A 26,461-nucleotide genomic window follows, 5' to 3' on the forward strand; every position below is an offset into this window, starting at 1 on the left:
GGATCTCTCAGATGCGAGGGGCGGGCGAGGTTTCGAGCTGGAATTCCTGATCCTCGAGGCGAACGCGGCCGCAGCTGACGCCAGCGGCAACAATGGCAAGCTGGGCGGGCGCCGTCGGCTTGCTCTTCCAGTTCGTGACTGTGAGAACCTCGTCCACGCACTCACCGAGGGCTTCGAGCTGTGCTGGATCAGCGATCCCCTTGAAGCTGTCCCCGTCGAATTGGAACTCAAATCCGTCCGGGACCGAATAGCCGTTCCAGTACTGGGCGATCGCCTTGTCGCGAGGCAGATCCACAGCGGCGGCACGGCGTTCGCCGGCGACGGCGAGCTTGCCCGACGGCGTCAGTCCAAAGACCGCTGTCTTCAAGCTGACGAAGGTCGGGCGCCCCTCCCACTGCAGCGTCCAGTAGAGCGGCTTGATCAGACCAGCCTTGAACAGAACGGTGACACGCGACCAGGCAACCGTATGCAGCTTGCCCGAGCGCGGGCTCATCTGCATCGGCCGGTCGCTGCTGGAATGGGCCACCGGGCAGCCCCTGGCGATCCGGTCGAGAATCTGCGCGTTCTCCCGGTCGCCGAGAATGACGCCGAGATCGTCGCGCGACTTCTGCTCGCGGTTGAACCCCAATTCGAGCAACGAGAGCGTCCCGACGGCGTCCTTCAAGCGCTCGACTTCCTGAAGATCGAGAGCTGGCACCGTGCGGCTGGCGACGTCGTTCTCATCGAAGACGTAGCCACGGCTTTCGGCCTCGGCGCGCAGACGCGCATTGAGATCGTCGTCTCGCCTTGTCCTGATGCGAGGGTGAGCTGCGATCAGCAGGCCCTCGGGAACCCGGCGGACAGAGCCTTCCCAGACCTCCGTGAGGTTGCCGCGGCTGTAACGAAAGCTGAGGGCGCCGCTTCCGCTGTCGCTTCGCTGGGTGAAGACGCTGTTCTGATCGAGCAGATCGGCCACCGGTGCCCAACCCTGCATGAACGCCGCATCGGCGCTACGCTTGGCCTGGAACTCCTTCTGGACCATCCAGCCGCGGGCGAGATCGCGACCCAGATCCTGGGTAGCCTTGTCCTGCGGGGCGATCAGCTTGATCGAGTCGTTCACGCCCAACCCGAGCTCTCGCTCCCGGTCATAACGGAGCACCAGGGCAAGCGCGCCATCACGTCCGGATGGCCCGGCGATGACTGCGACGGAGTTGCCTCCGAATTCGGCCGCGGCCGCCTCGTACCCGTGGAGTTCTCTTGTCGACGGAAACACCCGCAGCGAGATCTCGGCATCCGGCAGCAGCGTCGGATCCGTCAGGAGATCTGCGATCGCGTCGCGCTTGGGATCGGCAAAGCGGATACCGGCGCGCCCGGCGTCATCGAGCACGAGCGGATAGAACCCGTGCACCGCAGCGGCCCGAAACCCCTCGTCAATCGCAATGTCGTCGCGCTTCATGGGTCTTAGCTGAGAAGGAAAGCTGGCAGAGTTCAATCCGCCAGCATCTGAAATCCGGGGATGAGCACCTCAGGGAGCAGGTGCGGCCGCCGGCACGAGCGTCGCGAGATAGTCCTCGTCCAGCGAGGTGACCTCGGCCTGAGGCATCAAAGCGCCGCCGTCAGGGCTCACCGACCCGAACTCGCGTGTCCCGAAGGCCCATTCGCCGCGACCAGTCTCGACAGCCCACTCCGCGGCAGAACGCCACTTGTCCTCGCGAGAGGCCTCGTCGACTTCGTAGCCTTTCGCGAAGTCGTAGCGATGTTCTCGCAGGAACGCCTGCGCAGCGTAGGCGTACAGCCAATCCTCCAGCGCCTCCTTCGTCGGAAAGATCGGCGCGCTGTAGATCTCGGCGCCTGCGCTGGACATGGCAATGAAGTGAACTTGGGTCATGAGAGCCTCCTGGCGACAGGCTAGGGCCATCCGCCGCAAGCTACGAGTTCAGAGAAAAACGAGCACGCAGACGCTGAGACAGCCGATGACGCCGGCCGTCCTGTAGTGCTCCGTGAAGAACGCGATCAGCGCGATGAGGATGCCGAGCAGTGCACCGAGAAACATAAAGCCGCGCATGATGCCGAAGACGAGCGGCAGCGGCCAGGCGACAAGCCAGTACCAGGTCGACAGCGATAGCGGATGAGGCGTGAAGCCGTGCACGAGCAGCGTCAGCACAAGGCCAATGGCGAGGTGGCAGCCGAGGATCAGCCGCGTCGTCCGGCTCAGCAGCATTGGCATCAGAGAAAGACCAGCGCCAGGATCGTGAGCTCGCCAAAGGCGAGAGCCCAGCCGTACCACCGCTTCATCAGCGCGCCGATGGTGAGGAGCAGCATCGTCGCGAAGCCCCAGCCGAGCAGAAAGCCGACGACGATCCAGAGCGGCAGAACGATGCCTATGAGCCATAGGGCCGAAGGGCGATTCGAAAGAGCGTGCATGTGGGAACCTCAGCTTCGACAGCATGGTCGAGCCGGGCACCGAAAGGATCAACCGGCGCCCGCAAGGAATCCGTGGACGGACCTTACGGGCGCGTAGGCATAGATCAGATAGCTTCTTTCAGCTCCTTAGCGGGGCGGAAGGCAGCCTTCTTGCTGGCGGCAACGTCGATCATCGCGCCGGTGGCGGGGTTGCGAGCCTGACGAGCCGGGCGATCGTTGACCTGGAAGGTCCCGAGACCAGCAAGGCGCACCTTCTCGCCCTTGGTCAGGCTCTGAACGATGCCGTTGACCACGTCAGCGACGATCGCTTCGGCTTGCTTCTTCGGGATCGAGTGAGCCTCCGCGATGCTCGCAGCAAGGTGCTTGCCGGTCGAAATGACGGCCTTCGGCTTAGCTTCTGCCATGTGAAACTCCTGTTTTCTCTAAGGCGGTAGCGATCTCGTCGCCAATCGAGGGCGCAAGCAAGGCAGTTGCGGCCGCTGAAAGCCCTGAAATCGACTTATCCGCAGGGGAATCACGCTGCAGCAGTGGATCGAGAGCGTTCAGGCGCCTTCACACCCGATAGCAACGGGGTTTTCGGAGCTTCCGCGAATCGGGCGAGCCTTGATCAAACGACGACTTTCACGCCGGCAAACGCCACACCAGAACTCGGCCCGGGCCGCCGAGGCCGGAGGTCCGCACCTCAAGCTTTCCGCTGACGGAACCCTCGGCCTCAAGCTGGCGCAGCTTCGATCGAGCTTGAGCTGCTGTCCAGCCAAAGCGACCGGCGATCACGTCGGTTGGGGCGCCGCCGTGGCGCTTCAGAAAGTCGAGCACTGTCTCTTCGGCATGGGTGCCGCCAAGTTTGATGACGTTCACGCCGCGGCCTTCGCTCTTTTTGCCAAGTTTCCCTTTTGCTTGGCCCTACTGATGTCAAAGCTAGCAGGCAAATCGCGCCCTACGGGCCAAAATGCTCCGTTTAACGACATTAAAGAGCCTGTTACCATTCGATTGTACATCAGGCGGTAGAGCGCTTCCGATGACACTTGATCGCGCATCGAGTGGGTTCTCATGATTTCAGGCGTCGACATAGGCCTGCCCGCTGCGACAATGATCTGGATGGCTTCTTCGACCATCCTCTTGTTGACATGGCGGGCACGATACACCCCTCCACCCGCCATTTCTGGCCGAGCGGCTTCAATTGCGGTATTTGCGTCAAACGAGGCCACGAATTCCGACTTCTGATACTCGATCCTCTTGTAAACGAACGGAGCCGGCTCGACGCCGGCAAGCTTCTTCATCGAATCCGAGAACGCCTCGCGCTTGATGAATAGCGCAAACAAGGCCTGATCAATTGCAGCGAGCTCTTCCTGAGCGTGCTCGATAGCCGTCTTTTGATTGTTCTCGCTCATTTCACACCTCCTTCGCCCGCTAACTTCCCCAGAAACTGGAAAGGAAGCACTCGACGAATAGACCCATATGCATATATCCAAAACGAGTAAAGCGTCGATGTTGATATTGGTTGCGAAATCTCCGCTTTGGGCTATCAAATTCCCCAGGAGCACCCGCTCTCCCTCGTATTCTTCCGCCTTGTCTGAGCCCCCAGGGCGATCGTCGACCGCAATTCGCCCCTGAATACCCTAAATAGATGTACGCTGCATGGCTCTATGGTCAGCAGGCGGACCGCTCCCGCGCCCTGGCTCCGCTATTTCCCGGCTTCCATCGGGGAGGGCTTCCCGTCGCCCCAGACTGCAAGTCGGAACGAGCAGCTGGCCCCGCCCTCACAGGACTTGGCGCGGGGCGATTCAGGCGAACGCCCCGCTTTGATCCCCAGATGAATCTGGCAGGTGTCGCAGGCCCACCAGATCGTGTCGCCGACATCAAAGGCGAGGAGTCCGGACACCGACCTCATCGACGCCTGCCAGAATATCTCACCCTCTTCCCGCCCATAGAAGCTATCGGCCACCTCGGTTCCGCGGTACGCGACCTTTTCCGTCGTCGGGCCGATATATTCCGAGAAGACGTAATCCGCCGCTGCGCGGGCGCCAATCAAGGCCTCTCGCTGGAGCAGGCCGAAAAGATCAGCTCTTTCCAGCGCAGAGACCGAGCGCTCGTTCTGTGCGTGGTAGCTCTGCACGAGAAACAGAAGGTCGTCCCTGCTCAAGCTGTCCCATGGCGTCTGGCCGCGGCTGAGGCTTGCGATCGGCAGCATCCTCGCGCGGATCTCGTCGAGCTTGTCGTGACCGGTTCTGCGAGGGATCTTGTCCATGCAGACGATGGTGCCGGCAGCGACCGGTGGCGACAATAGCAGTGGCACCCCGATCCACCGTGCAGTCATCCGGACGTCGCTATCCACCAGATCCTGCAGCTCAATCCTTGCGCTTCCCGCTCCCTCCCATGCACTTGAATTGCAGTTTCAACGCCCGAGACCAGTCCTCAACATGAAAAGTCCAGCTTGCCGCGTCATCCCGGTCATCCACCATATCGAACCCAGCCTCAGCCTGGAGCAGGCGAAGCTGGCCTTCGAGCTCGGAGCCGATGGCGTCTTTCTCATCTCGCATCAGGATGACGACGCGAGCTTGATCCCCCTGGCCAAGCAAATCCGCCAGGAGCGGCCGAGCGCGTGGCTCGGGATCAATTTCCTCTCGATGCACCTCCCCGACGCCTTCAGGCTCGTGGTCGATAGCGACGTCCGGATCGACGGCCTCTGGACCGACCGCCCCGGGGTGAGCTCCGAGGGCTACGAAACCGAGGCCCTGCATCTGGCTACCTACCGGGCCCTGCTCGATGACGCTGGCCGACCGGTTCCCAGCATTTTTGCATCGGTCGCCTTCAAGTATCAGGCGTTCGAAAACGATCCGGGTGTCGCGGCGGCGAAGGCGCTGGAGCTCGGCTTTATCCCCACCACCAGTGGGTCCGCCACCGGGTCGGCTCCCTCCCTGTCCAAGATCGAGGTGATGCGGCAAGCGATCGGTCCTGATGCGCCGTTGGCCTGCGCCAGCGGTATGACCCTCGACAATATCTGGGCCTTCGCTCCTCTGCTTTCCCATGTGCTCGTGGCAACCGGAGTCTCGCGTGACGAGCATCACTTCGATGCCCAGCGGCTCGAAGCCTTCATCCATCTGGCGCGCGCCGCCAGCGAACGATCGACTGCTGCGCCCGAGGTTGTGTGACCGGCCAAGATCGTGCTTTGGTCGGCACGAGATCCATGACCTTTCTGGTTTTCGCGCCGGCCTCCTAAGCTCTGACGATCCGGGCCCCCAATCGCCAGAGGGACGTGGAATGAAACCGCCAGAAGTCATCGAATGGGCTCTCGCGCATGGCTTCCGCCCGACGGGCCACAACGCGTACTCTTGCTCCTACGAAGGCACCGAGTACCAGATTCTGATCCAGAACGGCGGCTACAGGCTGAACCGCAAGGCTCCGGGCGGCAGGGTCCACAGCTCATCGAAGGCCGCTTTCGATGGTCTCCACATCGACGAATTCGGGATGCTCCAAGGCGGCAGCCTGGCTGAGGCGTTCGTCCGCAAGCACTGGCGGGATAGCCTTCCGATGCCGCCGTGGATCACGCCCGAGTACCGGGACCACGCTCTCAATGTCATGATCCCGGATTGGCAGGCCCGAATCTCCCGGTTCTCGCCGGCGCCGTGAGGCGCTCCTAGACTAGCACGGGCATCCCCAGCGCCGACCTCACCGAGACAAGGGTCTGCGCTGCGACCGCGCGCGCTCGCAGAGTGCCGGCGGCGAGGATCGCCATCGCCTCGTCCCTTCCAATGGCACGCCTCCGCTCCCGCATCGGAGACAGGAGAGCCTCCAGGACATCGGCGAGCCGACGCTTGAGGACGCTGTCGCCCAGACCGCCGGCACGGTAGCGGTCCTTGAGATCTGCTACCGCGGCGACATCGCCATCGAAGGCGTCGAGATAGCTGAAGACGACATTACCTTCGACGCGGCCCGGGTCGCTCACCCTGAGATGATTGGGATCGGTAAACATCATCCGCACCTTCTCCCGAACGACGTCGGCCGGGTCCCCAATCTGGATCGCGTTCCCCAAAGACTTGCTGGCTTTCCCGAGCCCATCGATGCCGGGTAGGCGAGTAACAGCCGAGAGTACCGCCTCGGGGCGCGGAAGGATCTCGCTTCCGCCCAACCTGTTCACGCGGATCGCGATCTCCTGCGCGAGCTCGATCATCGGGAGCTGGTCATCCCCGACCGGCACCTTCGTTGCCCGAAACGCCGTAATGTCGGCCGACTGTGATATGGGATAGCAGAGGAAGCCCGCGGGAATATCGCGCTCAAAGCCACGCTGCCGGATTTCGTCGCGAACCGTCGGATTGCGTTCGAGCCGCGAGACCGTGACCAGGTTGAGGTAGAGCATGGTGAGCTCGCTCAACTCCGGGATGCCCGACTGAAGGAACATCGTCGACTTGGTTGGATCTAGCCCCGCCGCGATATAGTCGGCGACGACCTCGGGCACCGCCTCCGCGACCTTGGCGGGGTTTCCCGCATTGTCCGTCATCGCCTGAAGGTCCGCGACAAGCACGAACTGATCGCACGTTTCCTGCAGGCGGACGCGCTCTGCGAGCGAGCCTGCTAGGTGCCCGAGATGCAGGCCGCCCGTAGGGCGATCGCCCGTCAGCACCACCGGGCGCAGCCCCGTCATTCTATCGATAGCCGTCGACATCATTCACCCCTGTTGTGGGGAGCGCGTCCGGCCGGAGAGGCAAAAACAAAGGGGCCTGACTCCTGCCGGAGCGGCCCCTTGGACAATCTCGTTTGCTCACGAATTTCCTCAGCCCGCCCGGATCAGACGAGCGGCCACCACTGGCACGAAGGAGTCGCGAACGAGGTCATTCTTCTGTTTTGGAGACTTCCTTCTTTCGCGTCAAGGAGCAGTTTGACACCCCTCATTAACCCCATGACGTGGATAGATCGCCTTAGGTTGACTCCGTTTGCTCCATTTGACATATCAACCACTAGTGCGCAGCGCAATTGCTGTGTCTGCTATATACTGGAGCTAAAAATGGAAAACGAAGGCAACGAAGTAGCGGCCGTTCGGGCCCGGATCAGCCAGATCGAGGCTCAAATTTTACCTCTGATCGGCAAATGGAAGGCCGCTGCCGATTACCTGCACAGCATAACGGGTGAAACCGTCGCCTGCGGGGAAATCAGTGCTTTAGCTGTAAGTCTGGAGGCGCCGCGCCCGCCGGCACTTCCCGCCGCAGCCAATGAGGAACGAGCCTACCGCAGCAGACAGTTCAACCAACGTGCGGTGGATGAGGCAGTCGCGATCATTGAGCGACACGGAAGGCCTATGTCGGCTCCGGAAATCCATCAGGAGCACTCGAAGAGAGACGAGATCGCGACAGAGGTTCTCTACCGACTGCTGTATAATAGGGTGCTTTCGGGTTCGCTGATGTCGCTGAACGGAGCAATTTGGATAGAGGGCAAAGAACTTCCGCCGGGAAGTTGGAATCTGGCAACGGCGAAGCGCTCGAAAAAGCTTGGAGGAGATGCTCAGGAAAGCGGTCCGAAGTGAGGCCTGCTTTCGCATTCAACGTCCCTTGCGACGCTTCAGGCTACGCTCCAGCACGAACGACAGGACGAGATCAGAACCAAGCTCGGTTGCGGCCACGATCTCCGAGATCGCTTTGCCCCCCTCGAACAGCCGTGTGATCTGCCGGGCCTGCTCGGCCGTGATCACGGAGTCCCCGTCGACCTCCAGTTCGGTCGCCTCTTCCTGATCATCGCCGGCGAGAAAGTCCCGTGCCCGCTTGATACGGCTCTTAACGGTCCCGATCGGGATGCGGAACCGCTCAGCGAGTTCCTCGTACGAGTCCCCATCTGTCACCGCGATCACGATCTGCCGCACCTGAGGCTGCAGGAGCCGAAGCCGGGCCATCATATCCCGCAGCTCGACGGCATGCAGCTGAGCGGCGGGGAAGGGGAGCACACTCGCCAGCTGCCCGTCGATGTCCTCAACCTCCCGTTTTGCCTTGCGATGGTCCGAACGAACGGTGTTGACCATAATCGTCTGAAGCCATGCCCGCAGATTGGTGCCTGGCAAAAAGCTGTGGTGGTTCCGCAGCGCCTTCAGAATGACCGTCTGGACGAGATCCTCGGCAGCATCCCGGCCGCGGACATAGCCGAACGCGGATCGGAGCAGCGACGCCTGGGCTGCGACGACCTCGCGATCGAACGCTGGATCGCGCGCCGGTGTTTCGCTCGCGAATGCCAGGCTCATGCAGCCTCCGCCACCAGCGCACGATCCAGCACTTGGTAAAGCGAGCGCGTCACGACAGCCTGCGTCGAGAGCTTCGAGCGCCGACCCTCAATGACGGCTTGATCGAGGAGCGCGCCAAAGTCGTAGCCCTGGAGCGACCTCAGCACCCGATCCGGCTTGCTGGCGAAAGCGGGCTCGCTATCGAAGACAGCGCAGAGACCCTTCACCAGCGAGGTCCGGACCAGACCGACGTTGTCGCCCGTCTGGGTGATGCACTTGAGCGCAAGCACGAGGGTGGGGCGCTCGACCTCCTTGCGAAGCTTGTCGAGTGTACCGACAGCAAGGGTCTCGCCAGGCGCCATCTTGTCCCCGGGGATCGGATAGCGACAGATCGTGACGCCTCCCTCCGCGCAGAGGGCAACCAGGTCGAGCGCGTCTTCCTCCCCTGCAGCGACGCGAGCTGCGTGGATCTGCAGGGGCGTCAGCTTGGTGACGAGACCATTGATCGCCGCGAAGGCAGCCGCCTGGCCCGCCGGGGTAGCCTCGATCACCATGCAAGGCACTCTTTGGATACCCCGCAGGGCGCCGCCGGTCACACGGTGCTGACCGTCGATGATCGCCCAAAGATCCCCCTCCTGGTCGCTGACGCGGCTGACCAGCACCGTTCCGAAGCGCTGCCAGCTGAAGCTGTTGGCGATTCGCACAACGTTCTTGGCACCCTGCCTGGAGATCTCCCGCTGGTAGCGCGGGTCGACCACGAGCTTGTTGATCTCGATCCACATGAGCTGCGGCTCAACCCCGAAGTCGGAGGACAGGCCGGGTTGGATCAGCGCGGCGAAAGGAGTGATATCGATCGGGCGGTAGGCGACGGTCATGTTTCAGTCCTCCGGCAGGCGATCTCGAATCCTTCTTGATCGTCGAATGCGGCTACCCATGAGTCAAAGCGCTGACGATGAAAGGCACCATCAGAGCAGTGGATTGGGCCTTCATTCCTTAATTTCGAAGGAATGAGTGGATGGCCACCGTAACAATCCTTGGATGAAGCCCCAGTCCGGGGGATTATCAGGGAATTCGCGTTCTCAGGATTCCCATGCTCTCCAAGCTCATCGACCGCCTTCCGGCTGCTTCGGCCCGCAAGCTGAACCTCCTGTTGCTCAGCAGGAGCCGTAGCGAGCCTGCCGCCCCTCGAACCGGTCACATCAATCACATCCTACCGAGGCTGATCCCGAACCGCATCGGGCTCGCAGCCGGGTTCGATCCATCCGCTCAAGCACCGGCGGCGTGGCAGCGTCTTGGCTTCGGATTTGCCGAGCTTGGATCGGTGACCGTCAACGCGAAGAACTCCGGCAAGGCCGGCCGGGAATGGCGCGTCGGCGAGCGCGGGCTCATCCATTCCGGTGAGTTCGGAAATCCCGGCCTGACGGTCTTTGCCGAGAACCTGAAGGCCTTCCGCGACAGCGATGGCGGAAGCGACTTCTGCGTTGGGGCAAACATCCTCTCGCCGGACGGTCGCGGCAACGAGATCCGCATGCTCGGCCAGGCCCTGGTCGACCTCGTCGACTACTTCACCGTCAACGCCTCGTGCCCGAATACCGCGATGGTTCAGACCGCGCTGTCGGGCCCCATCCGCGAGATCAAGGCACTCGTCGGCCCGGCCGAGGGCAAGCCGGTCTTCGTCAAGATCGAGCCGACCGTTCGCCTGGACGTGCTCGAAGCGATGGTCGAGAGCTTCCTTCTGGCTGGCGCCACCGGCTTCGTCGCCGGCAGCAGTCTCTCGTCCCACAGCCGCGACCTGCTCCCGGGCATCACGCTGCCGTGGCCGGTGCGCGGTGGCCCGCATCCGGTGAAGTTCGGGGCCTTCTCGGGGCCCGAATTGCGCGACATCAATCTCGCGATGGTCGCGACCCTTCGACGACTGGCTCCAGACGCGACCATTATCGCGAGCGGCGGCATCTACGAGAAGTCGGACTTGGAGGACTATCTCGGCGCCGGCGCTGATCTCTTCCAGATCCATACCGCACTGGCCCGCGGTGGCCGGGAAGCTGTCGAGCGTCTCATCTACGCCGATGGCGAGATCGGCACCCGAGCCCAACTTATGCAGGCGGCTGAATAGCGATGCCCAACCGTATTCTGGTAGGCGCGCGCTGGCTCGTCATGGATGACGACTATCTCGCTGGGGCCCGCGCGGCTCGCCTCGCGCTGGGGCGAAGCGGAAATCCCAGCGAGGGCTTCGCAGAGGGCTACCGGAACGAGAAATCCGGCCAACACTGTCGCTTCGGCATCGACCTCCTGACCGCACCGGATCTGGGAACCTCCTTCGATATCGATCACACCGGCAACGGCGTAGCCTTTATCGACCGCCTTCTCGCAGCCACCGGTGCAGTCGCCGTCGCGGATCAGATCTTCGCGAAGGCGCGTGACGGACATCCCCTTTTCTCGACACCGGCCGACATGAAGCATCGGTTTCTGGAGCACGGGATTCTGCTCTCGTCGGAGGCCTGCGCGCAGCTCGCAAAGCAGGTGATCTTCGACTTCAATTCGGCCGGATGCGACCTCGATCCCGAGGAGGAGGCTCTCGCCGAAGGCTTAACAGAGGCGCGGCGTGAACTGCTTCTGGCCGTCGGCGACGTCGCCACGGAGTATGACGGCTCACCGCAATCACGGTTCGTGTCCTACCGAGCTCGCCGCGGCCGAGGTTGGGCCGCCTCGACCGCCCAACGGATGGCGAGGGACGGGCAAGGCTTCCTGGTCGGAATCACCGGGAACGGCTACATCAAGCTCACCCGCAAGGGCTGGACGGTCTACCGGCGCCTTAAGGACGCCAGTCAGCAGCTCGTGCCCGCTCCGGCGATGGGTGGCTAGCATGGGGGTCGTCGCAGGCCTCCTGGCCGCCTCTATCACCGTCGCGGCATGCCTGGCACTGGATCGCCTTGGCAGCTCCCTCGTCACCACCAAGGGCGCGCGCCCGCACCCCCGCCTTTATGCCCTCGCGCTCGGCCTGGTCGCCGGGCTGCTCTTCGCGATCGTCGTGGGCTAACCGCCCATCCCAAGGAGATTCATATGACCCCCGACGCCAAGCGCCTTGCAGCCGGCAGCGCAGATGACATCCGCGCGCTCGGCTGGGCAGTCGCCGTCCACAACGACTATCGCCTGGGCGGTATCCCGCACACCTTCTGGCTGTTCACCAAGGGCGAGATCGCCATCAAGGGCGAAGGCAGGACCGACGCCGAGGCGCTCGACCAGGTCCGCGCTGCGATAGCCGCCAGGGGCGCATCGGCGTCCGCGTGAGGCGGCTCCTGCCGCCAGCTGACGCGCTCGCGACCTGCATGGCGCTGGAGTAATCTGAAGGGCGGAATCGAACGCCGGATCGGACCATGGACAGCAACATCGCGCCAGAGATGGAAGAGCATTTGCGAGGAGCGCCTGACGCAGCCTCGGCGATCTCCGGCCTGCTCTTCCATGGCACCTGCGAGCAATTCGATCTCATCGATGGCGGCGGCTACGACGGCATGGTCTGGACGACCGACTCGCCGGCGATCGCGCAGACCTACATCCCTCTGAGCGGCATCGAGGCGATGGTTTCGGCCCCAGATCGGTTCGGTCTCGATCAGGGCATCCGGCCGAGCAAGAATGGCTATTGGGCCGCCTTCGCTGAGCAGACGTGCGGTCTGAAGCATTGCGATATCGACTGGTCTCCGCACGGGGATGCGCGGTCATGGGGGTTCGAGAAGCACGTCACCTATCGTGAAGCCGTCGCTGCGTTGGAGGCGCTCGGCTACGATCTCTCGGGTGGCCCGATCTGGGTGAGCCAGCAGATCGTCGATGGCCTGACGGTGACCATGCCAGCCGACTGGCGGATGGAAGGACGGCTCCTCTTCTGCAAGAAGGATCCGACATGGCGCTGGCTCGACATCAGCGCGGGTGAAAGCGATCTGACGAATTTGCAGTACCACGCTCATGAGATCTTCGAGCGCGCTGCCGCCGAAGGCTATGACGGCGTGATCATCGACGATTTCGCCCAGCATCGTGTGCACGGCAACATCGGTCACCGGTCCTGGGGTCTGCTCCCCCGGACGGCCCAATCCGTCACCTGGTCGGAAATTCCGGCCTCATCCACCAGGGATTCCAAGTCGATCCTGTACACGACGCCGGAATTCGACACCCTTTATGAGGAACTGCGGGCAACCACCGCCCTTGCGCGACAGCCCTTCTGAAATGAGGTCGAGATGGACTTCGAGAAACTGACCGCACATGCCCTTGGCCTCACCCGCCACCTCTTCAAGGATCAGGGCCTCATCCATGCCTTCGCGCTGTTCGACCGCGGCGCTCATTTCGGCATGTACCAGATCGCCGAAGACGCCTGCACCACGGACGCCGTCGCCCGCTTCAACAAGGTCATCAAGAAGAACGATATTCCCGGATACGCCGCGATCTATGAGGTCATCCTGTCGGGCAGCGCCGAGGAGGAAACGATGATCGAGAAGGGCGCCCGCGCACTCGATCACGTCACGCCCAGCAAGCCCGTTTCGCTATCAGATATCGCTGATATCTCGGCACAGGATCTCCCCAGCAAGGCCGTCTTCATCACACTGGCAACGCGAGACGGCAAGCGGAAGACACTCCTCCTCCCCGTCACCGGAGCGCGCAAGCTGGGACCGGAAGAAGACGTCACGGATGAGCTTCATAGTCCTTTCGCCGAAGCTTACGATTCCCCTCCGCCAAAACCTCGTTTATAGTCGAAATATCAACGTTTTATGCGCCGGATCGTGCACATAGACCAGGATGCTTTTTACGCATCCTGCGAAATCAGAGACCGCCCGGAGCTTCGCGGCAAGCCGGTCGTGGTAGGTAGTGACGGGCGGCGCGGGGTCATCGCGGCGGCGAGCTATGAAGCTCGGGCCTTCGGGATCCGATCGGCGATGCCTGGCTTCAAGGCTAAGGCGCTTTGCCCCGATGTAATCTTCATGCCGCCACGCTTTGACGTTTATCGCGATGTCTCGGCACAGATCCGGGCGATTTTCGCGGAATACACCGATCTGATCGAACCGCTGAGCCTCGACGAGGCCTATCTCGACGTCACCGAGAACAAGCGCGGCATCGAATTCGCCTCGGTCGTCGCGAGAGAGATTCGGGAGCGCATCTTCAAAGAGACACAGCTGACCGCATCTGCTGGTATCAGCTACCAAAAGTTCCTGGCCAAGATGGCGAGCTCACAGCGGAAGCCGAATGGCCAATTCGTCATCACTCCCGAGGATGGACCGGAATTTGTCGCCAATCTGAAGATCGAGAAGTTCCACGGCGTGGGCCCTGCTACCGCCCAGGCAATGAAGAACCTCGGGATCCACACGGGCCGCGATCTGCGGGAGAAGCCCATCGAACTGCTCATCCGGCATTTCGGGAAGTCAGGCCCGTATTTCTATGCCCTCGCGAGGGGTATTGACGATCGCCCGGTGGTGCCTGATCGCGTCCGCAAATCGGTCGGCGCCGAGAACACGATGCTGGAAGACACGAGCGATCGGGACGAGCTCATCGTCGAGCTGGCACCCCTGATCGACAAGGTCTGGTCTCACTGCGCGCGGAACGGCACCCGCGGAAAGACCGTCGTGCTCAAGGTCACCTACTCAGACTTCGAGCAGATCACGCGAAGCCGGTCCAACTCCCGGTATATCGAGGACCGCGCCGGCGTTGAGCTCTTTGCGCACGAGCTCCTGAATGGCCTATTCCCCCTCCCGAAGCCCATTCGGTTGGTCGGCGTGACGCTGACGGGGCTGAACACGGAAGAGGCCGGCGAAACGGCCCAACTCGCTCTGGCGCTCTGAGTTTCTTGGGATCACGAGTTTCAAAGCAGAGACGCCTCCTGACAGGGGCATTAGCCGGCCCGTTTACCGCGTCGATATTCCGCGGCATCTACGATTGTCCGCGCCTTCTCCAGCACGTCCTCAAGATCGACGCTTTCCCCGCGATCGAGCTCATCGATACCTTGAGCGTCTTGGATAATTTCAGTCCCTTCACCGGCCAGGTACTGACTGAGCGCCTTCTGCATCACCCATGTCCGATCGCGGTCAAGCGTGGCGGCGATCCGGTCAAATTCCGCCACCAAGGGCGTCGGCAATCTGAGCGAGACCTGAGATTTTTCGTTCTGCAGCATGGCAAGCCGCTCCGCATTTCAAGGAATTACAATGTAACCCAGAGGCGATGGAAGTCGATTTCGCCTTGCAACGGCCTGCTGACGTTGACGCCATGCGTCAGTCTCGGCTCTCAAGCGCCGAAAGGGATACGCGGTCCGGCCGACCATCACTAGCCGCTAGCGCGGTGTTTATCGATCGGAGGGGCTCAGGCAGCGGATCGGATGGTAGGCTGGGGCGCACAATCGCGACGTACCACCGCGCTCCGGAAACGATGCTCTGGCCCCGAGGCGCTCAACGGTGCTGGTTGGTATCGTCGGCTAGGGGAATAAAAGCCGTAATTTGCGGTTTAACGCAAGTTCGCCGCCTCAGATTAGCCCCATCCCCGCGAGCTCGCGGCGCATTTCCTCGGGCATCTCCTCGGTCTGCTCCATGACGGCCCCGATGTCCGGAGGCGCGTCTGCTGTCGGAAGATAACGCCACCCTTGAAAGGGTCGCCGCGGCACGGGCCGAACATCGACCACGTCATGCCCAAGAATGATCAGGCATTGCCCGGAGCGATCGTCCTTCCGCAACTCGACGATCGCTTGCCGGCATGCGACGCGGCCCTTGATAATCCAGTAGAGCGAGCCGCCCTGGACCAGCTCCTCGGCGCGTCCGGGGTAGTTCCGCGTGGCGTGGCAGATGAGGGCATTGCTTCCCCCAGCGGCCGCGCATGCCCGCTTGACGGCGGAGCGAACGTCCTCTGCGCTGGACACACCCGAGCATACCTTGATGAGGTTCATTGCGATCTCCTCACGGCGCCGGCGATGGACCAGGAGCTGGCTCTTCATCGTCTCCGGGATCCGACGCAACCAAGTCCCTGAAGCGTTCCTCGAGGATGGTGACGAGCACCAGGCCATCCTCGGCGGAGAGGGCAGGGGTGATCTGCAGAAGCGGGTGCGCGGCGATCTTCGAGATCGTCTCCACCTTGGCTCCAATTGCTTCTGCAATCAGCGACGGTTCGAAGTTCGAGAGGAGCGTCTTTACGAGGGCAACACCCGTGAGAGTGACCTTCGCCCTCGCCAGATCAGCGAGATCAACCTCCAGACCCTTCGCAACCCGCTTGGGATCTGAATTCGAGCCGGTTCCGCGCACGCGTTCAGGCCCGTGCCGCTCCGCCACGGTCACGGGCCGCTGCCGATCAGGCTTGGGCCTGGGATCCTGCGCAAGATAGATCGGCGGCTCCAGGCGTCCTGTTCGCATCCCCTCCAGCTCAGAACGGAGGCGGACGGCGTCAGAGCCGGAGGCTCCTTTCAACTGTTGCTCAATCTCGAAGACGCGGCGGATACGTGCAAGCCTCTGCGCTTCCGCGAATCTGAGCTGTTTCACGGGCGCCGCGAGAGCGTTGGCTTCCTTCGCGCGTGCAGTCCCCGCTGTCACCTTCAGGCCAATGCGTTGCTGGTTTCGAGAAGCGCCTTTGTGCATTCCACCGTGGTTCCCATTTGAATCGCATCGCGCGACCGACTCAGCTTACCGACGCCCAGATTTGCGTCGAGGCCTCATTGATGGAATCCACCGCGAGGAAATCCCCAACAAAATCGAATCTTGACCGCGATTCTGGTGGATGGGGTCACAATCGATCAAATTGCGCGCTTGCCGGAAAGGACCTCGGTAAGGAATTGAGCTGTACTCCTTGTGCCTCAATAATTTCATTCCTTGCGAAAGGGATTGAAGGTGAGCTTGTTGACACGCATTTTCAAAGCCCCGCTAAAGATCGTCCCTGGCCCCCAGTTCGAGCCGCTGCCCCCAACGCTCGATAGCCGTCGTCACAAGCGCTATCCGATCGTGATGACCGGCTCGGTTCGCCGCGAGCCGTGGGACGTCGTGCCGGTTCGGACGGTGAACCTCTCAGCGAGTGGCGCTGCCCTCGCGAGCCATGTGACCCCCCAAGTCGGCGAGTCGCTTTCGGTTGAGCTTGCCTTCATGGGGGTTCTGCCGGCGCGCGTCGTTCGCCTGCTTCCCCACGTCTTCGCCGTCGAGTTCCAGGTCAGCGCCTACCGGCTTAAGCAGCTGGAGAGGACGGTCAAGTGGCTCGCCGGACAAAACACCGCCACGCTCCAAGATGGCCGTCGCTACGAACGCCTCATTCCGACGATCAGGGAGGCCGATCTGACGGTGGATTGGGGACAGTATCGGGTTCGCGTGATCGACATTTCCCGCTCCGGCGTCGGCATCGCAACCGATGTCACGCTGCCCAACGGAACGCCGGTCGAGCTGGGCGACAACCACCGCGGCGTCGTCGTTCGCCAGTTCAAAGGCGGCGTCGGCATCGACCTCGTCGACCTTCTCGGGCTCGACCTCTTCAACGAGGAAATCGACCTTCGCAAGGTGGCGGCGGCAGCGTGACCGTACGAGTTGCCACCACCTGCTCCAGCGGCAAGGCCATGTCTCCAATCTGGCCTCTGCAGGCGGCATCGCTTCGCCCTGGCTCGATCGAGTCGGTTTCCGCCGCCTGGCTTGCCAACCTTCCTTGCGCTGTGGAGCGCATGCCTGCGAGCGACCTTTATCAGGGGCGCGGTTTCGGTCACGCCCGCACCGTCGCGCGACCGTTCGTGATCTCAGCCGGCCTCGGCCTCGTGAGGCCTGAAGAGCTCATCCCCAGCTACAGCCTGACCGTCTCAGCGGGAGCAGACGACATCTTCACCCGTATCAATGGAAGGCGAGATCCAGCGGCCTGGTGGTGCGCCATCCGATCGAACCCTTTCTCATGCCCTATGGACGCGCTGTTCGAGGGCGGCGGCATCGTTCTGATGGCCTTGTCGGGCCCGTACCTTGCGATGGTCGCCGACGAGCTTGAGCGGCGCCCTGAGAGCGATCTCGATCGCCTTCGCATCTTCGTGCCCGGATCACCTCGACATGTGCCGCCCCGCCTCGCACGACTGGTGATGCCCTATGACGGCCGGATGAATTCGCCAGCGAGCGAGTTGCGCGGGCCGCTGACTGATTTCGCACCGCGCGCGCTGCGTGATTTCGCAGGAACCGCGCTGGAGGCCCTGCCAGACGGTGATGTGTCCCAACATGCAGCGTTCGTCAGCGCACGGATGGTGGAGCTTGAGACCGTGCCGGAAAGCGGGCCGAGGCCGTAGCCGCCCTAGCGGCAATCCAGTTTTCCTACCCGCGGAAGGCCCGACAGGCGCACCTTCGGATCAAAGGTGATCGAGCAGCTTTTCGTTTCGGCCGGCAGCTCTTGGCTGAGCGAGATCGATGTCCCGGCGTAGCCACACTCGATCCAGATCGCGCGCGTCGATGACCTGCCGAACCGCCAGGTAGAAACCTCGCGGCCATTGACGCTCCGGGTCTCATCCGGAGCCAAGCTTGCCTGCTCAGCCGGCGGACCATCGAAGAAGGTGATCCGAGCGTGCCGATGCGGCGACATGACCTGCTGTTCTTTCCAGCCCTGATGAACAGACGACAGCTCCTGCCTCGTGGTGAGTTCTGCTGGACATTGCGGGGCGGCGATCGCCGATCCGGCGGCGATGAGGCTCAATCCAGCTGCAAACACCCGCCTATCCATGCTTCGTGCCTCGATTCCTCTGCTTCTCCGCGACGATACATCTCAGCCTCAAGCGATTCCAGGCCGTGGACGAGCACCCAACAAGGACTTGGCTCACGATCTTTGAATGACCATAAAATTCGGACCGACGAAGGAGTATCTGCGTTTGCCCGTTTCCGCAGTCTGGTTCGATTTCGACGATACTCGTCATGGGGTCATCACGCTCGACGGTGTCGCGCTCCTCGGTGAGCCCAAGCTGGACGGCATCGTTCTCGCGCATGCGTGGCAGCTCAATGACCGTCCGATGCTCTCATACGTTTTCGTCGGCGGCCGGCCCGATCTCTCCAACCTCTACGAAGCCCACGGCGAGCTGGAGGTCGGATATGATGAGGATCTGCTTCTCATCGACATCCAGCGCGAGGTCACGACAATTACCTATCGGCGGCCAGCGTTCCGCCGCAGCGGTCTCGTTCGGGGCGGCATGATTTCTGTGCCGCCAGGGTTCGACCCGGATCGCTACGAGTCTGAGAAGGAAGCGCAGGCCAAGTGCGACGAGCTTCTGCTCAAGCTCGATAGCGCGGGTCTCGATCGATATCGGCGGCGCTTCGACCCCGAGAGTCTGGCGATCATGGAGCGCCTCGGGGAGCCCGACAAGCGCATCTATTCCTGGCTGGCGGAGCAATCCGGAGCAGGAGCGCGCCGCCGGGATTTCGCTCGGACATTCCCCATGCTGATGCCGTCCGTCTGGGCATTCGGCGCCGAAGATTGCAGGAAGGCGATCGACGACGGCGTCTCGATACTGCATTCGCTGAACGCGACCATCCATCAGCTGAACACTCAATCCGGGCGGTGCAAGGTTACGCAGGGCCATCTTAGGGCTCTTCGCCGCGCAGACTGGGGTATTGAGCGGGACGCATCGAGCTTCCAGCTGATGCTGCCGCATATCCCCCCAAACAAGATCCCGATCGATCGCGCGAGCGTCCGTGCCTGCGAGAAGCTGAGCAATCTCTGGGTAGCCGCGAACACCGCGATCGCAGGTCGGTCCTACCAGACTCTGCTGAACGGGCTGGACCGGGATTGGGCCGGCTCGCTCGACCTGATGAGGTCGGAGTTCGGCCGGCGGCTGGATCGGGTCGATGCCCCTTGGTTCTTCGACCCGGCCGACCATTTTTTCAATAGCGTCCTCATTCCCGCGATCGCTCATACTCCTCCGGGCTTAGCGACATCGCAGGTAAATTCGGTTCTTGAGTCCCTGTCCAGCAAGCTGATCTATCGCGATCTCAACATCGCGGGAATGATCCGGCAGAGCGAACGCTGGCATGAGGCAATTTCGCTGGCGAACCCGAAGTGTGAGCCCGCGCTCGCCTGGGATCGCCTGTTTGGCGACTATGTCTGCAAGAAAACGGGCCTCGCAATCACGTGTCTAGGCTCTTCGAGAGAGCTGGTCGATGAAGGCAGCCCCGACAAGGATGCTGACGGCTTTCGGGGCCTCTCGCACTGCGTCGCGAGCTATGACGAGCGCTGTGCCAGATACGAATGCGCTATCCTCTCGATTCGGGAGCAGGACGACGGGGCGAAGGGGATGCGGGTCTCCACCGTCGAGCTCGGGGTCAATGCCGGCGGGGACCTGGCCGTTATCCAGCACGCGTCCTTCGAAAACCTGGCCCCGAGCGAAGCGGCCGAAACTGCGCTCGCCCGCTACATGGACGCTGTCAACTCCGGACAGGTCATGGGCTGCGCTTCCCGCCTGGCCATGGCTGTACCGGCGACTCCCGGCGCCTGGGAGGCAGGGCATGATCACGTTTGGGTTCCTCGTATGGACCGGACGCAGCGTGAGGTCGCCTGGGCCCTGTGGCGGCCGCTGCTCTCCCGCGACTTTCGCTCCATGTCGCTCGACGATTTCGCGGCGTGGCTCCTCAACCAGTCTACGCTCCAGATGCAAGCCGCGGCCTGAGTTGCCGGGATATCGCCATGATCCAGACTGCCGACCTACGCCTTCCCTTTGCATGCGCCGAGGAGCACGAGCTGATCCTCATCGGCGACGTGCATGGCTGCGCCGATCAGCTCGAAGAGCTCCTCCATCATGCCGCCTCAACACCGAAGGTCGCGGGACGCCGGCGGGTCTTCATCAGCGTGGGCGATGTCATTGATCGCGGCCCCGCTTCGTTGCGCGCGCTCGACCTCATCATCGGCGCCAAGGATCGTATCGGAGCCGACGACGAGGTCCACCTCATGGGCAACCATGAGCAGCTGCTTAAGATCGCGCTGATCGGAGGAAACGATCCTGCTCCGGCCAACGCCCTGAGGGTGTGGGCTCGCAATGGCGGCCGCGCGGTGATGAACGAGATGCTGACGCTGCATCCCGAAGATACCGATCTCACCCTGTCTCGTGGGCTGGGCCCGGAACGAGTGGGTCACCTTGAGCGGCTTGCGTCACATTTCCGATCGGGCCAAGTGCTCGCCGTTCACGCGGGGCTTTCACCCTACATGCCGCTCGACGGCTTCCTTGCCGCGCATTGGGCAATCGATCCCGCCGACTTCAAAGAGGATCGGCACTGGGCCTGGGTCCGCGAGCCCTTCCTTGACTTCGTCCCATCCGAGGGCAAGGGGCATCACGGCTACTTCATCGTTCACGGACACACGAAACCGAATGCAGATCTCATCTCGATCGAGAAGCAGGTGCGCAGATGCAGGCTCAATCTCGACGGTGGCTCCTATCAGACGGGCGTCATCCGCATGGCTCGCATCGTCGGCAACGACTGCGAACTGGTGCTGTCCACAGCCGGTTAGCCCGCCTTCCGCGTAGGTGCTGCCTTTCGGGGCTCCCTCTTGGCGGCCTTGTCCTGTTTCGCTAACGCACCGGCGCTCGCTCTCAGGGCGTCCAGCAGGTTGACGACATTCGTCGGCTGCGCGGGCTTGGGGACGTGGATCTCCCGACCCTCGATCTTTGCGCGTACGAGCTCGGCCACCTTCTCCTCGTAGCGGTCCGTGAACCCTTCGATGTCAAAAGTGCCGCGCTTTGAGCCGATGATGTGCTTGGCGAGATCCAACATCTCCCCTTTGATCTCGATCTCGGGGAGATCATTGAACGCGGCGGCCGAGGACCTAACCTGGTAGTCGAAGTTCATGGTGTGCGCGATAATCCCTGGACCGCTGGCGCGCAGGAGCACCGCGCGGTAGCGACGGAACAGCACCGCGTGCGCGATCGCCGCGACGCCGCGGTTGCGCATTGCCTCGCGCAAAACGGCGTAAGACGCCTCAGCTCCAGGTCCGGACGGGGTCACATAGTAAGGCTTGTCGAGAAAAGCGGGATCGACCTCCTTGCAGTCGACAAACTGCCCGATCGCGAGCTTCTTATCCGCTTCCGGCAGCGCTCCCGCGAAATCTTCTTCCTCGATCAGGACGAACTGGTCCTTGTCGAGCTCGTAGCCCTTGACCTGATCTTCTTTGGCGACGGGCTGGTCAGTGGTTGGATCGATCAATTCCCGGCGGAGGCGATTGCCCGTGGCCCTGTTCACCATGTTAAAACTTGTGCGTTCGCTAGTGCTGGCAGCGGTGTACAGCGCCACGGGCACTGACAAGGCTCCCAGAATCAAGCTGCCGCGCCACTGGGCTCTCGGGGCTGCCGCCATCGTACGCAACTCCATAAACGCAACCGGGACTCAAACGCCCGGGAACCGTTGGCGTTCCCGGAAATTGAGTCGGCGTGAGTGGTGTGCGCGTGGTGAGTGTCATGGCGGCGTATTGGAGAGGCTATCTGAAGCTCTCGTTGGTGACGTGCCCGGTGGCGCTAAGCCCCGCCACCACCGACACCGAAAAGGTCCGCTTCCACACGCTGGCGCGCTCGACCGGGCAGCGCGTAGTCAGCCGCTATATCGATTCCGTCAGCCTGAAGCCTGTCAACGACGAGGAAGACGTCGTCAAAGGCTATGAGGTCGAGGAGGGCCGGTTCGTCATCTTCGAGGACGAAGAGCTCGCGGCCGTCGGCCTGGAGAGCGCCCGGTCCATCGACATCGATATGTTTGCACCCAAGGATTCTATCGGATGGAGCTACCTGGATTCCGGCTACTTCCTCACGCCTGACGATCCCGTCGGCGAGGAGGCCTATGCCGTCATTCGGGAGGGCATGGTAGCGACCGACACCGTCGGGATCTCGCGCGTGGTGCTGAACCGCCGGGAGCGCGCGGTGATGCTCGTTCCGCACGGCAAAGGCATCATGGCTTGGACCCTTCGCTTCGGGAACGAGGTCCGTCGGCCTGGCATCTATTTCGGCGAGCTCGGCGACGCGAAGCCGGATCCGGATCTGATGAAACTCGCCGACCAACTGGTGGCTCAGAAGACGGAGCCATGGAGCGAGAAACTCATGGAGGATCCGGTCCAGACGCACTTGCTCAAGATCATCGATCGAAAGCGCGGCAGCATCCGGAAATCGGCTCCGGGAGCGAAACCTGCAACCGTCATCAACCTCTTCGACGCGCTTCGGGAGTCACTCAAGGAGGAGGGGGCTCAGAGGCAACGGAAACACTAGCGCGGCTCGCCTGATTCCCGTGTCGCTTGTCTCGTGATCGCTTCTTCCTTGCACGCCGGCCGACTAGCGTCTCCGCATCCAATGGAGATCCCGATGAGCAAGTTCCGGTTCACGATCACTGCACCAACCACGGTCTCGGCTGTTGTGGAGGTAGAGGCAGATTCGATCGAGGAGGCTCACGCGATTGCTCTCGCTCCCAGCTTCTACAACGATCCGGAGAAGGCCTCGTTTTATTCCGACGACGAGAACAAGCTTCGGGACGTCTATCTCCCGGACGAGAGCGACTACGAGCAGATCGACGCTCCGCAGCCCTGAACGACGAGGCGCGCGTTTACCCTCGCAGCTCAAAAGAGAAAGGGGCGCCTGGGCAGGGTACCCTGGCGCCCCTTCGTTCGACTAGTTCAGGCGCGGAGCCTGCTTCGGGCTTGCCTCGGCGAGGATCTCTGCGGCGACATCTTCTACCCCGTCTTTCATGAGGTAGCTTCCGCTGACAATGCCGTAGCAATCGACGAGGCGATCGAGGCAATCGGCCGCCGCGTCCTCGTCAATCCGCCGGACGAAATCCGGATGATCCGAAATCCAGGGCAGGCAGGCCGCCAGCGCTTCGAGGAACTCGGCAGGCTCGAAATCCTCGTCCGCATCATCAAGCGATCCCGCTTCGATGCGCTTAAGCTCCAGCTGATCAGCGCGAATACCGAGGTAGGCAGGAAGGCTCGCCGCGTCATGGACGCCGTTGACGTCGACGAACTGCTCGTTGCCTTGGATGGGGCCGTCATCCGTCGTCAACGACACCAAGATGGCGACGTCGCTCTCGTTCTCCTCAGCGCCTCGATCAAGAACCCGGACTAGGGTCGTCCTTCCGATCAAGCCCGCAACGCCGGTCATGAAGTGATCGGCGATGTCGTCACCCAAGCAGAACAGATTGACCAGTGCCGTTTGCGTGACGCGGTTCGCCGTCAGGCGGCCCAAATGCGAGCGGCTCGATCCGACGAGATTGATCTGGCCGACATGGACGAGATCGCTACCCAGCGCAGGAGCCCAGGTCACACCCCGACGGGCGATCCGCTGCGAGCCGAAGAGGTCAAGCACCTGGATCAGATCCGCCATCGTGCCGCCCGCGCGGCCGGCTTCGACCAGGCCCTCCACGGTCGCTCTGAGATCGACATCGGGATCCAGCAAGCGGTTCCACTCCAGCCCGAAGGCTGCAGCGACATCCGCTCGTCCGGGCTTTGCCTGCACAAAGCTCGGGATGCCCTCCACGACGCGCTTCATCCGCTTCCGCCAGACCTTGCCCACGTTGTCCCAGCTCCGCATGCGAAGGTGATCAACGTTACGCTCCGGGTCCATCAACGCCGTCGCGCTGCCAAGCAGCATGCTGGCGAGATCCGCAAGCGAGATCTGCTCCTTGATGAGGTCCCTGACCGTCGCGAGGACCGCCTTGGCGCGAGTTCCCGTCCTCTCCCTGAAGCAGGGCAAACCTGCCAGCGGCTTGAGGATCGCATCTACTGGGAGCGTCTCCGCGATCGCAGCACGAGCGGTGAAGGCGAGTTCGTCGGTGATCTTCTCCGCTACCGGACGGCTTGCTCCGCTCGCCATGAGTGCCTTGATGGCCACATCACGACGTTCGGCCCGAACGGCCGGCTCCACTTCGTGGTCATCCTTGCTCGGCTCGGCTCGCCCGATATCGGCGACGAGCGCTTTCCACGAAGCGTGCCCGTAGACGTGCGCCGTGGTCTCCAGGCATTGCGCTCGGATCTTCTTCAGCCCGACCTGGTCGAACTGCTGCTGCAGCGCCTTAGCGACAAGCTTCGGACGCACGGTATTATGAAAATGGTGGGTCATGCCAACCTCCGGGTCATGGTCGGCCTGCTCGACCACCGAAGGGGTGGGGTCGTAATTGATCGTCTAGATCAGAGAATGCCTTGAAAAAGGCTCCGCCTATGGCAGGCGCGCTGGGTTATCTCAGAACCCGGCGATGAATTGAGCACACGATTCTTGATAAGGCAAGTGGCACGCAAGGATCCGCCCACAGCGTGGTTAACCTGGTGTGCAGGTCAGAACCCAAGCTTCTGGCTGAACTTCTCCTCAGCCTCCTCGTCCTCGAGGAAGATCGCACGCTGCGCCATCCAGGCTTCGACATACCCGCGCACGCCCATTGCATCGGCGAGTCGTCCCACGCGGTCCTGGTCGAGCTCCTCGGCCGCCAGATCGAGGGGAGGAGACGCGATCTTCCCTGGGCCTCGCTGGATGGCGAGATAGATCCAGTCGCAGAGTGCACGTTCGGGTGTCGCTCGCGGATAGCTGAAGATCGGATCCAGCCTGTCAGCCTCGCTGCCCGCGAAGAATATTTCCTCGCTGATCCCGATGAACCGGAAGTCACCAACAGGCGTCTCGACGCGGCGCTTCAATCCAATGGAGCGCGACGAAGCAGGCATGAGGGCTGTCACCACGCGCGAGGGATTATGCGCGATTCCGATCTCACCAAGAACCGTATAGAGACCGACCACGGCACCGTCGCGAAGCTTCGGGGTCAGCTCATTCGGCTGTACCGCCGGCTCGACCGCACGATTGGCATAGAGGTCGCGCTGCACTCGGGACAGAAGGCCGGATGCGATCAATCGATCCGCAAAGCGCGTGGTCGTCTGGTTGGAGGGGATTGAGCCCTCGCCGCCCGAGATACGCACCGCTTCGTCATAGAGCGCCGTCACCCCCTCGCGGTCGAGGACACGGTGTGCCTCGCTGCTCCGAAGGAGGTCCCCCGCGACCCTGAGGATCAAATGTTGCTCTGCCACGGTCACATACTCATCGCCGGCTGGAGCTCGCGCTCCTCGATCATCTGCATGGCCTCCCGGAGCCAGCGCTCCACCGTCTCGCCCGTGCGTAGACGGCGCTCTTCCCACGAGCTCTCGGTGAGGCGGGCCGCCTCCGGGCGTGGCAGGAACTCGCGCAGCGTCTCGACAGCGTGGTCCCAGGTCAGCAGCTCAAGCTTGTCCCAGAGGTTTGCGATGGCCTCCTCGATCCCCTTCTTGCCCATACGGGCAAGCAGCGCGATCGGCGGGTTCACCTCCATCGTGATCAGGAGATCGAGATCATAGAGATCGCGCGCCGCCAAACGATTCGGAGCGGCAAGCGCGACAACCTTGCTGGCCGCGATCGCGGATGCTGAATAGCTGTAGACCGAGCGGGCTTGGCCGGCCAAATCCACGACCTTGGTCGTTACGAGCTCTTCCGGAGGCGGGAGCCCGCGGCGGGAGACTTCAACCGTCATGTTGATGTGTGATGATCCGACGATCCCGGCAATCTTGAATCTCTGCACGGTATCGGTCTGCTTGGGAGCCGTGATGGAAACCTGCTTGAGGAACCCAGTGTCCAAGGCCTGGCCCAGCGCCTTCCGGATAATGCTAGCAACGCGCGCCTGAGACACCTCTGGATCGCATTGCAGATCCATATCCTTGGTCAAGCGATGAGAGCGGTGAAAGGTTCGCATGGCCAATCCTCCCTTCAGAACCAGCTCGCCCGCGGAAGCAGCGAAGATCGCCCCAATCAACCTTGCCTGGATCACATCTCGAACGACATGCTCGACACCCAGATTGAGGCGCCTGGCCTGCTCTCGGATCTCAATCTCGTCCTTCAGCATAGCATCCTCATTGATATTAGATAAGCACCAA

At 62.3% G+C, this 26,461-nt stretch carries 35 protein-coding genes; 16 read left to right on the forward strand and 19 right to left on the reverse strand.

Features of this window, described 5'->3' with window-relative positions:
- Positions 1 to 7: 7 nt before the first annotated feature.
- The 8 genes from OCUBac02_RS26285 to OCUBac02_RS26320 all read right to left on the reverse strand — a co-directional run bounded on the left by OCUBac02_RS26285 (position 8) and on the right by OCUBac02_RS26320 (position 4,738).
- Complete coding sequence (locus tag OCUBac02_RS26285; protein ID WP_173050779.1) at positions 8 to 1,435, reverse strand: hypothetical protein; 1,428 nt, start codon at positions 1,433 to 1,435, stop codon at positions 8 to 10.
- A gap of 69 nt (positions 1,436 to 1,504) precedes the next feature.
- Positions 1,505 to 1,867 carry a hypothetical protein gene (locus OCUBac02_RS26290; protein WP_173050781.1) on the reverse strand — a complete coding sequence of 121 codons (363 nt, stop codon included), beginning with the start codon at positions 1,865 to 1,867 and terminating at the stop codon, positions 1,505 to 1,507.
- 48 nt (positions 1,868 to 1,915) lie between these two features.
- A complete protein-coding gene (locus tag OCUBac02_RS26295) occupies positions 1,916 to 2,200 on the reverse strand; it encodes a hypothetical protein (RefSeq protein WP_173050783.1) in 285 nt (94 codons plus the stop codon).
- Between the two features lie 5 nt (positions 2,201 to 2,205).
- Positions 2,206 to 2,403 (reverse strand): hypothetical protein, encoded by a 198-nt coding sequence (locus OCUBac02_RS26300; protein WP_173050785.1) that lies wholly within the window; start codon positions 2,401 to 2,403, stop codon positions 2,206 to 2,208.
- Between the two features lie 104 nt (positions 2,404 to 2,507).
- Positions 2,508 to 2,807: an HU family DNA-binding protein gene (locus tag OCUBac02_RS26305; RefSeq protein ID WP_173050787.1), complete on the reverse strand. Its 300-nt coding sequence runs from the start codon at positions 2,805 to 2,807 to the stop codon at positions 2,508 to 2,510.
- A gap of 217 nt (positions 2,808 to 3,024) precedes the next feature.
- Complete coding sequence (locus tag OCUBac02_RS26310; RefSeq protein ID WP_173050789.1) at positions 3,025 to 3,261, reverse strand: FaeA/PapI family transcriptional regulator; 237 nt, start codon at positions 3,259 to 3,261, stop codon at positions 3,025 to 3,027.
- Positions 3,258 to 3,794: a hypothetical protein gene (locus OCUBac02_RS26315; RefSeq protein WP_173050791.1), complete on the reverse strand. Its 537-nt coding sequence runs from the start codon at positions 3,792 to 3,794 to the stop codon at positions 3,258 to 3,260. Before OCUBac02_RS26315 ends, OCUBac02_RS26310 begins: the two co-directional genes overlap by 4 nt.
- A 293-nt stretch (positions 3,795 to 4,087) precedes the next feature.
- Positions 4,088 to 4,738, reverse strand: a complete 651-nt coding sequence (locus tag OCUBac02_RS26320; protein WP_173050794.1) for a hypothetical protein — start codon at positions 4,736 to 4,738, stop codon at positions 4,088 to 4,090.
- Between the two features lie 85 nt (positions 4,739 to 4,823).
- Between OCUBac02_RS26320 and OCUBac02_RS26325 the strand changes: the two genes are divergently transcribed.
- Positions 4,824 to 5,555: a hypothetical protein gene (locus OCUBac02_RS26325; RefSeq protein ID WP_173050796.1), complete on the forward strand. Its 732-nt coding sequence runs from the start codon at positions 4,824 to 4,826 to the stop codon at positions 5,553 to 5,555.
- A 109-nt stretch (positions 5,556 to 5,664) separates the two neighbouring features.
- Complete coding sequence (locus OCUBac02_RS26330; protein WP_173050798.1) at positions 5,665 to 6,033, forward strand: hypothetical protein; 369 nt, start codon at positions 5,665 to 5,667, stop codon at positions 6,031 to 6,033.
- 7 nt (positions 6,034 to 6,040) lie between these two features.
- Here the strand turns inward: OCUBac02_RS26330 and trpS are convergent, their stop codons facing one another.
- Positions 6,041 to 7,066: a tryptophan--tRNA ligase gene (gene trpS, locus OCUBac02_RS26335; RefSeq protein WP_173050799.1), complete on the reverse strand. Its 1,026-nt coding sequence runs from the start codon at positions 7,064 to 7,066 to the stop codon at positions 6,041 to 6,043.
- A gap of 339 nt (positions 7,067 to 7,405) precedes the next feature.
- Between trpS and OCUBac02_RS26340 the strand changes: the two genes are divergently transcribed.
- The gene (locus OCUBac02_RS26340) at positions 7,406 to 7,921 is read left to right on the forward strand and encodes a hypothetical protein (protein ID WP_173050801.1); all 516 of its coding nucleotides are present in this window, start codon (positions 7,406 to 7,408) and stop codon (positions 7,919 to 7,921) included.
- Positions 7,922 to 7,936: 15 nt separating this feature from the next.
- Here OCUBac02_RS26340 and OCUBac02_RS26345 read toward each other — a convergent pair whose 3' ends face one another.
- Together OCUBac02_RS26345 and OCUBac02_RS26350 are read right to left on the reverse strand one after the other, a co-directional pair.
- Positions 7,937 to 8,626, reverse strand: a complete 690-nt coding sequence (locus tag OCUBac02_RS26345) for a sigma-70 family RNA polymerase sigma factor (protein WP_173050803.1) — start codon at positions 8,624 to 8,626, stop codon at positions 7,937 to 7,939.
- Entirely contained in the window at positions 8,623 to 9,480 is an 858-nt protein-coding gene (locus OCUBac02_RS26350; protein ID WP_173050805.1) for a ParB N-terminal domain-containing protein, read from the reverse strand. The genes OCUBac02_RS26345 and OCUBac02_RS26350 overlap by 4 nt, the downstream gene beginning before the upstream one ends.
- 215 nt (positions 9,481 to 9,695) lie before the next feature.
- Here OCUBac02_RS26350 and OCUBac02_RS26355 point away from each other — a divergent pair, with 215 nt between their 5' ends.
- From OCUBac02_RS26355 to dinB, 7 genes are all read left to right on the forward strand, one after another.
- Positions 9,696 to 10,718: a beta/alpha barrel domain-containing protein gene (locus OCUBac02_RS26355; protein ID WP_173050807.1), complete on the forward strand. Its 1,023-nt coding sequence runs from the start codon at positions 9,696 to 9,698 to the stop codon at positions 10,716 to 10,718.
- A 2-nt stretch (positions 10,719 to 10,720) separates the two neighbouring features.
- Positions 10,721 to 11,467, forward strand: a complete 747-nt coding sequence (locus tag OCUBac02_RS26360) for a hypothetical protein (protein WP_173050809.1) — start codon at positions 10,721 to 10,723, stop codon at positions 11,465 to 11,467.
- Positions 11,460 to 11,642 (forward strand): hypothetical protein, encoded by a 183-nt coding sequence (locus OCUBac02_RS26365; protein WP_173050811.1) that lies wholly within the window; start codon positions 11,460 to 11,462, stop codon positions 11,640 to 11,642. Before OCUBac02_RS26360 ends, OCUBac02_RS26365 begins: the two co-directional genes overlap by 8 nt.
- Before the next feature lie 23 nt (positions 11,643 to 11,665).
- Entirely contained in the window at positions 11,666 to 11,893 is a 228-nt protein-coding gene (locus OCUBac02_RS26370) for a hypothetical protein (protein WP_173050813.1), read from the forward strand.
- A gap of 86 nt (positions 11,894 to 11,979) precedes the next feature.
- The gene (locus OCUBac02_RS26375) at positions 11,980 to 12,819 is read left to right on the forward strand and encodes a hypothetical protein (protein WP_173050815.1); all 840 of its coding nucleotides are present in this window, start codon (positions 11,980 to 11,982) and stop codon (positions 12,817 to 12,819) included.
- Positions 12,820 to 12,831: 12 nt separating this feature from the next.
- On the forward strand, positions 12,832 to 13,341 hold the full coding sequence (locus tag OCUBac02_RS26380; protein WP_173050817.1) for a hypothetical protein: 510 nt from the start codon (positions 12,832 to 12,834) through the stop codon (positions 13,339 to 13,341).
- Positions 13,342 to 13,359: 18 nt separating this feature from the next.
- Positions 13,360 to 14,424 (forward strand): DNA polymerase IV, encoded by a 1,065-nt coding sequence (dinB, locus tag OCUBac02_RS26385; protein WP_173050826.1) that lies wholly within the window; start codon positions 13,360 to 13,362, stop codon positions 14,422 to 14,424.
- 50 nt (positions 14,425 to 14,474) lie between these two features.
- Here the strand turns inward: dinB and OCUBac02_RS26390 are convergent, their stop codons facing one another.
- From OCUBac02_RS26390 to OCUBac02_RS26400, 3 genes are all read right to left on the reverse strand, one after another.
- A complete protein-coding gene (locus OCUBac02_RS26390) occupies positions 14,475 to 14,753 on the reverse strand; it encodes a CopG family ribbon-helix-helix protein (RefSeq protein ID WP_173050828.1) in 279 nt (92 codons plus the stop codon).
- Positions 14,754 to 15,098: 345 nt separating this feature from the next.
- Positions 15,099 to 15,515 carry a DUF1489 family protein gene (locus OCUBac02_RS26395; protein ID WP_173050831.1) on the reverse strand — a complete coding sequence of 139 codons (417 nt, stop codon included), beginning with the start codon at positions 15,513 to 15,515 and terminating at the stop codon, positions 15,099 to 15,101.
- Positions 15,516 to 15,525: 10 nt separating this feature from the next.
- Positions 15,526 to 16,197, reverse strand: a complete 672-nt coding sequence (locus OCUBac02_RS26400) for a hypothetical protein (RefSeq protein ID WP_173050833.1) — start codon at positions 16,195 to 16,197, stop codon at positions 15,526 to 15,528.
- A gap of 258 nt (positions 16,198 to 16,455) precedes the next feature.
- On the opposite strand from OCUBac02_RS26400, the gene OCUBac02_RS26405 reads away from it, so the two are divergent.
- Both OCUBac02_RS26405 and OCUBac02_RS26410 read left to right on the forward strand, forming a co-directional pair.
- Entirely contained in the window at positions 16,456 to 17,118 is a 663-nt protein-coding gene (locus OCUBac02_RS26405; RefSeq protein ID WP_173050835.1) for a PilZ domain-containing protein, read from the forward strand.
- Between the two features lie 140 nt (positions 17,119 to 17,258).
- Positions 17,259 to 17,858: a hypothetical protein gene (locus OCUBac02_RS26410; protein ID WP_173050837.1), complete on the forward strand. Its 600-nt coding sequence runs from the start codon at positions 17,259 to 17,261 to the stop codon at positions 17,856 to 17,858.
- A gap of 5 nt (positions 17,859 to 17,863) precedes the next feature.
- On the opposite strand, the gene OCUBac02_RS26415 is transcribed toward OCUBac02_RS26410, so the two are convergent.
- On the reverse strand, positions 17,864 to 18,259 hold the full coding sequence (locus tag OCUBac02_RS26415; RefSeq protein ID WP_173050839.1) for an STY0301 family protein: 396 nt from the start codon (positions 18,257 to 18,259) through the stop codon (positions 17,864 to 17,866).
- Positions 18,260 to 18,392: 133 nt separating this feature from the next.
- On the opposite strand from OCUBac02_RS26415, the gene OCUBac02_RS26420 reads away from it, so the two are divergent.
- Together OCUBac02_RS26420 and OCUBac02_RS26425 are read left to right on the forward strand one after the other, a co-directional pair.
- Positions 18,393 to 20,219, forward strand: coding sequence for a PcfJ domain-containing protein (locus OCUBac02_RS26420; protein WP_173050841.1), 1,827 nt, complete (start codon positions 18,393 to 18,395; stop codon positions 20,217 to 20,219).
- Positions 20,220 to 20,236: 17 nt separating this feature from the next.
- The gene (locus tag OCUBac02_RS26425) at positions 20,237 to 21,055 is read left to right on the forward strand and encodes a metallophosphoesterase (RefSeq protein ID WP_173050843.1); all 819 of its coding nucleotides are present in this window, start codon (positions 20,237 to 20,239) and stop codon (positions 21,053 to 21,055) included.
- On the opposite strand, the gene ku (OCUBac02_RS26430) is transcribed toward OCUBac02_RS26425, so the two are convergent.
- Entirely contained in the window at positions 21,052 to 21,897 is an 846-nt protein-coding gene (gene ku, locus OCUBac02_RS26430; protein ID WP_173050845.1) for a non-homologous end joining protein Ku, read from the reverse strand. The two genes, OCUBac02_RS26425 and ku (OCUBac02_RS26430), sit on opposite strands and share 4 nt — an antisense overlap.
- A gap of 101 nt (positions 21,898 to 21,998) precedes the next feature.
- On the opposite strand from ku (OCUBac02_RS26430), the gene ku (OCUBac02_RS26435) reads away from it, so the two are divergent.
- Positions 21,999 to 22,793 (forward strand): non-homologous end joining protein Ku, encoded by a 795-nt coding sequence (gene ku, locus OCUBac02_RS26435; protein ID WP_173051182.1) that lies wholly within the window; start codon positions 21,999 to 22,001, stop codon positions 22,791 to 22,793.
- A gap of 93 nt (positions 22,794 to 22,886) precedes the next feature.
- The gene (locus tag OCUBac02_RS26440; RefSeq protein WP_173050847.1) at positions 22,887 to 23,108 is read left to right on the forward strand and encodes a hypothetical protein; all 222 of its coding nucleotides are present in this window, start codon (positions 22,887 to 22,889) and stop codon (positions 23,106 to 23,108) included.
- A gap of 81 nt (positions 23,109 to 23,189) precedes the next feature.
- Here OCUBac02_RS26440 and OCUBac02_RS26445 read toward each other — a convergent pair whose 3' ends face one another.
- The 3 genes from OCUBac02_RS26445 to OCUBac02_RS26455 form a co-directional block, all read right to left on the reverse strand.
- Positions 23,190 to 24,635, reverse strand: a complete 1,446-nt coding sequence (locus OCUBac02_RS26445) for a hypothetical protein (protein ID WP_173050849.1) — start codon at positions 24,633 to 24,635, stop codon at positions 23,190 to 23,192.
- A gap of 212 nt (positions 24,636 to 24,847) precedes the next feature.
- Positions 24,848 to 25,591 (reverse strand): hypothetical protein, encoded by a 744-nt coding sequence (locus OCUBac02_RS26450; RefSeq protein WP_173050851.1) that lies wholly within the window; start codon positions 25,589 to 25,591, stop codon positions 24,848 to 24,850.
- Positions 25,588 to 26,430 (reverse strand): nucleotidyl transferase AbiEii/AbiGii toxin family protein, encoded by an 843-nt coding sequence (locus OCUBac02_RS26455; protein WP_173050853.1) that lies wholly within the window; start codon positions 26,428 to 26,430, stop codon positions 25,588 to 25,590. Before OCUBac02_RS26455 ends, OCUBac02_RS26450 begins: the two co-directional genes overlap by 4 nt.
- Positions 26,431 to 26,461 lie beyond the last annotated feature (31 nt).

It is taken from the genome of Bosea sp. ANAM02, from assembly GCF_011764485.1.
Taxonomy (GTDB): Bacteria; Pseudomonadota; Alphaproteobacteria; order Rhizobiales; family Beijerinckiaceae; genus Allobosea.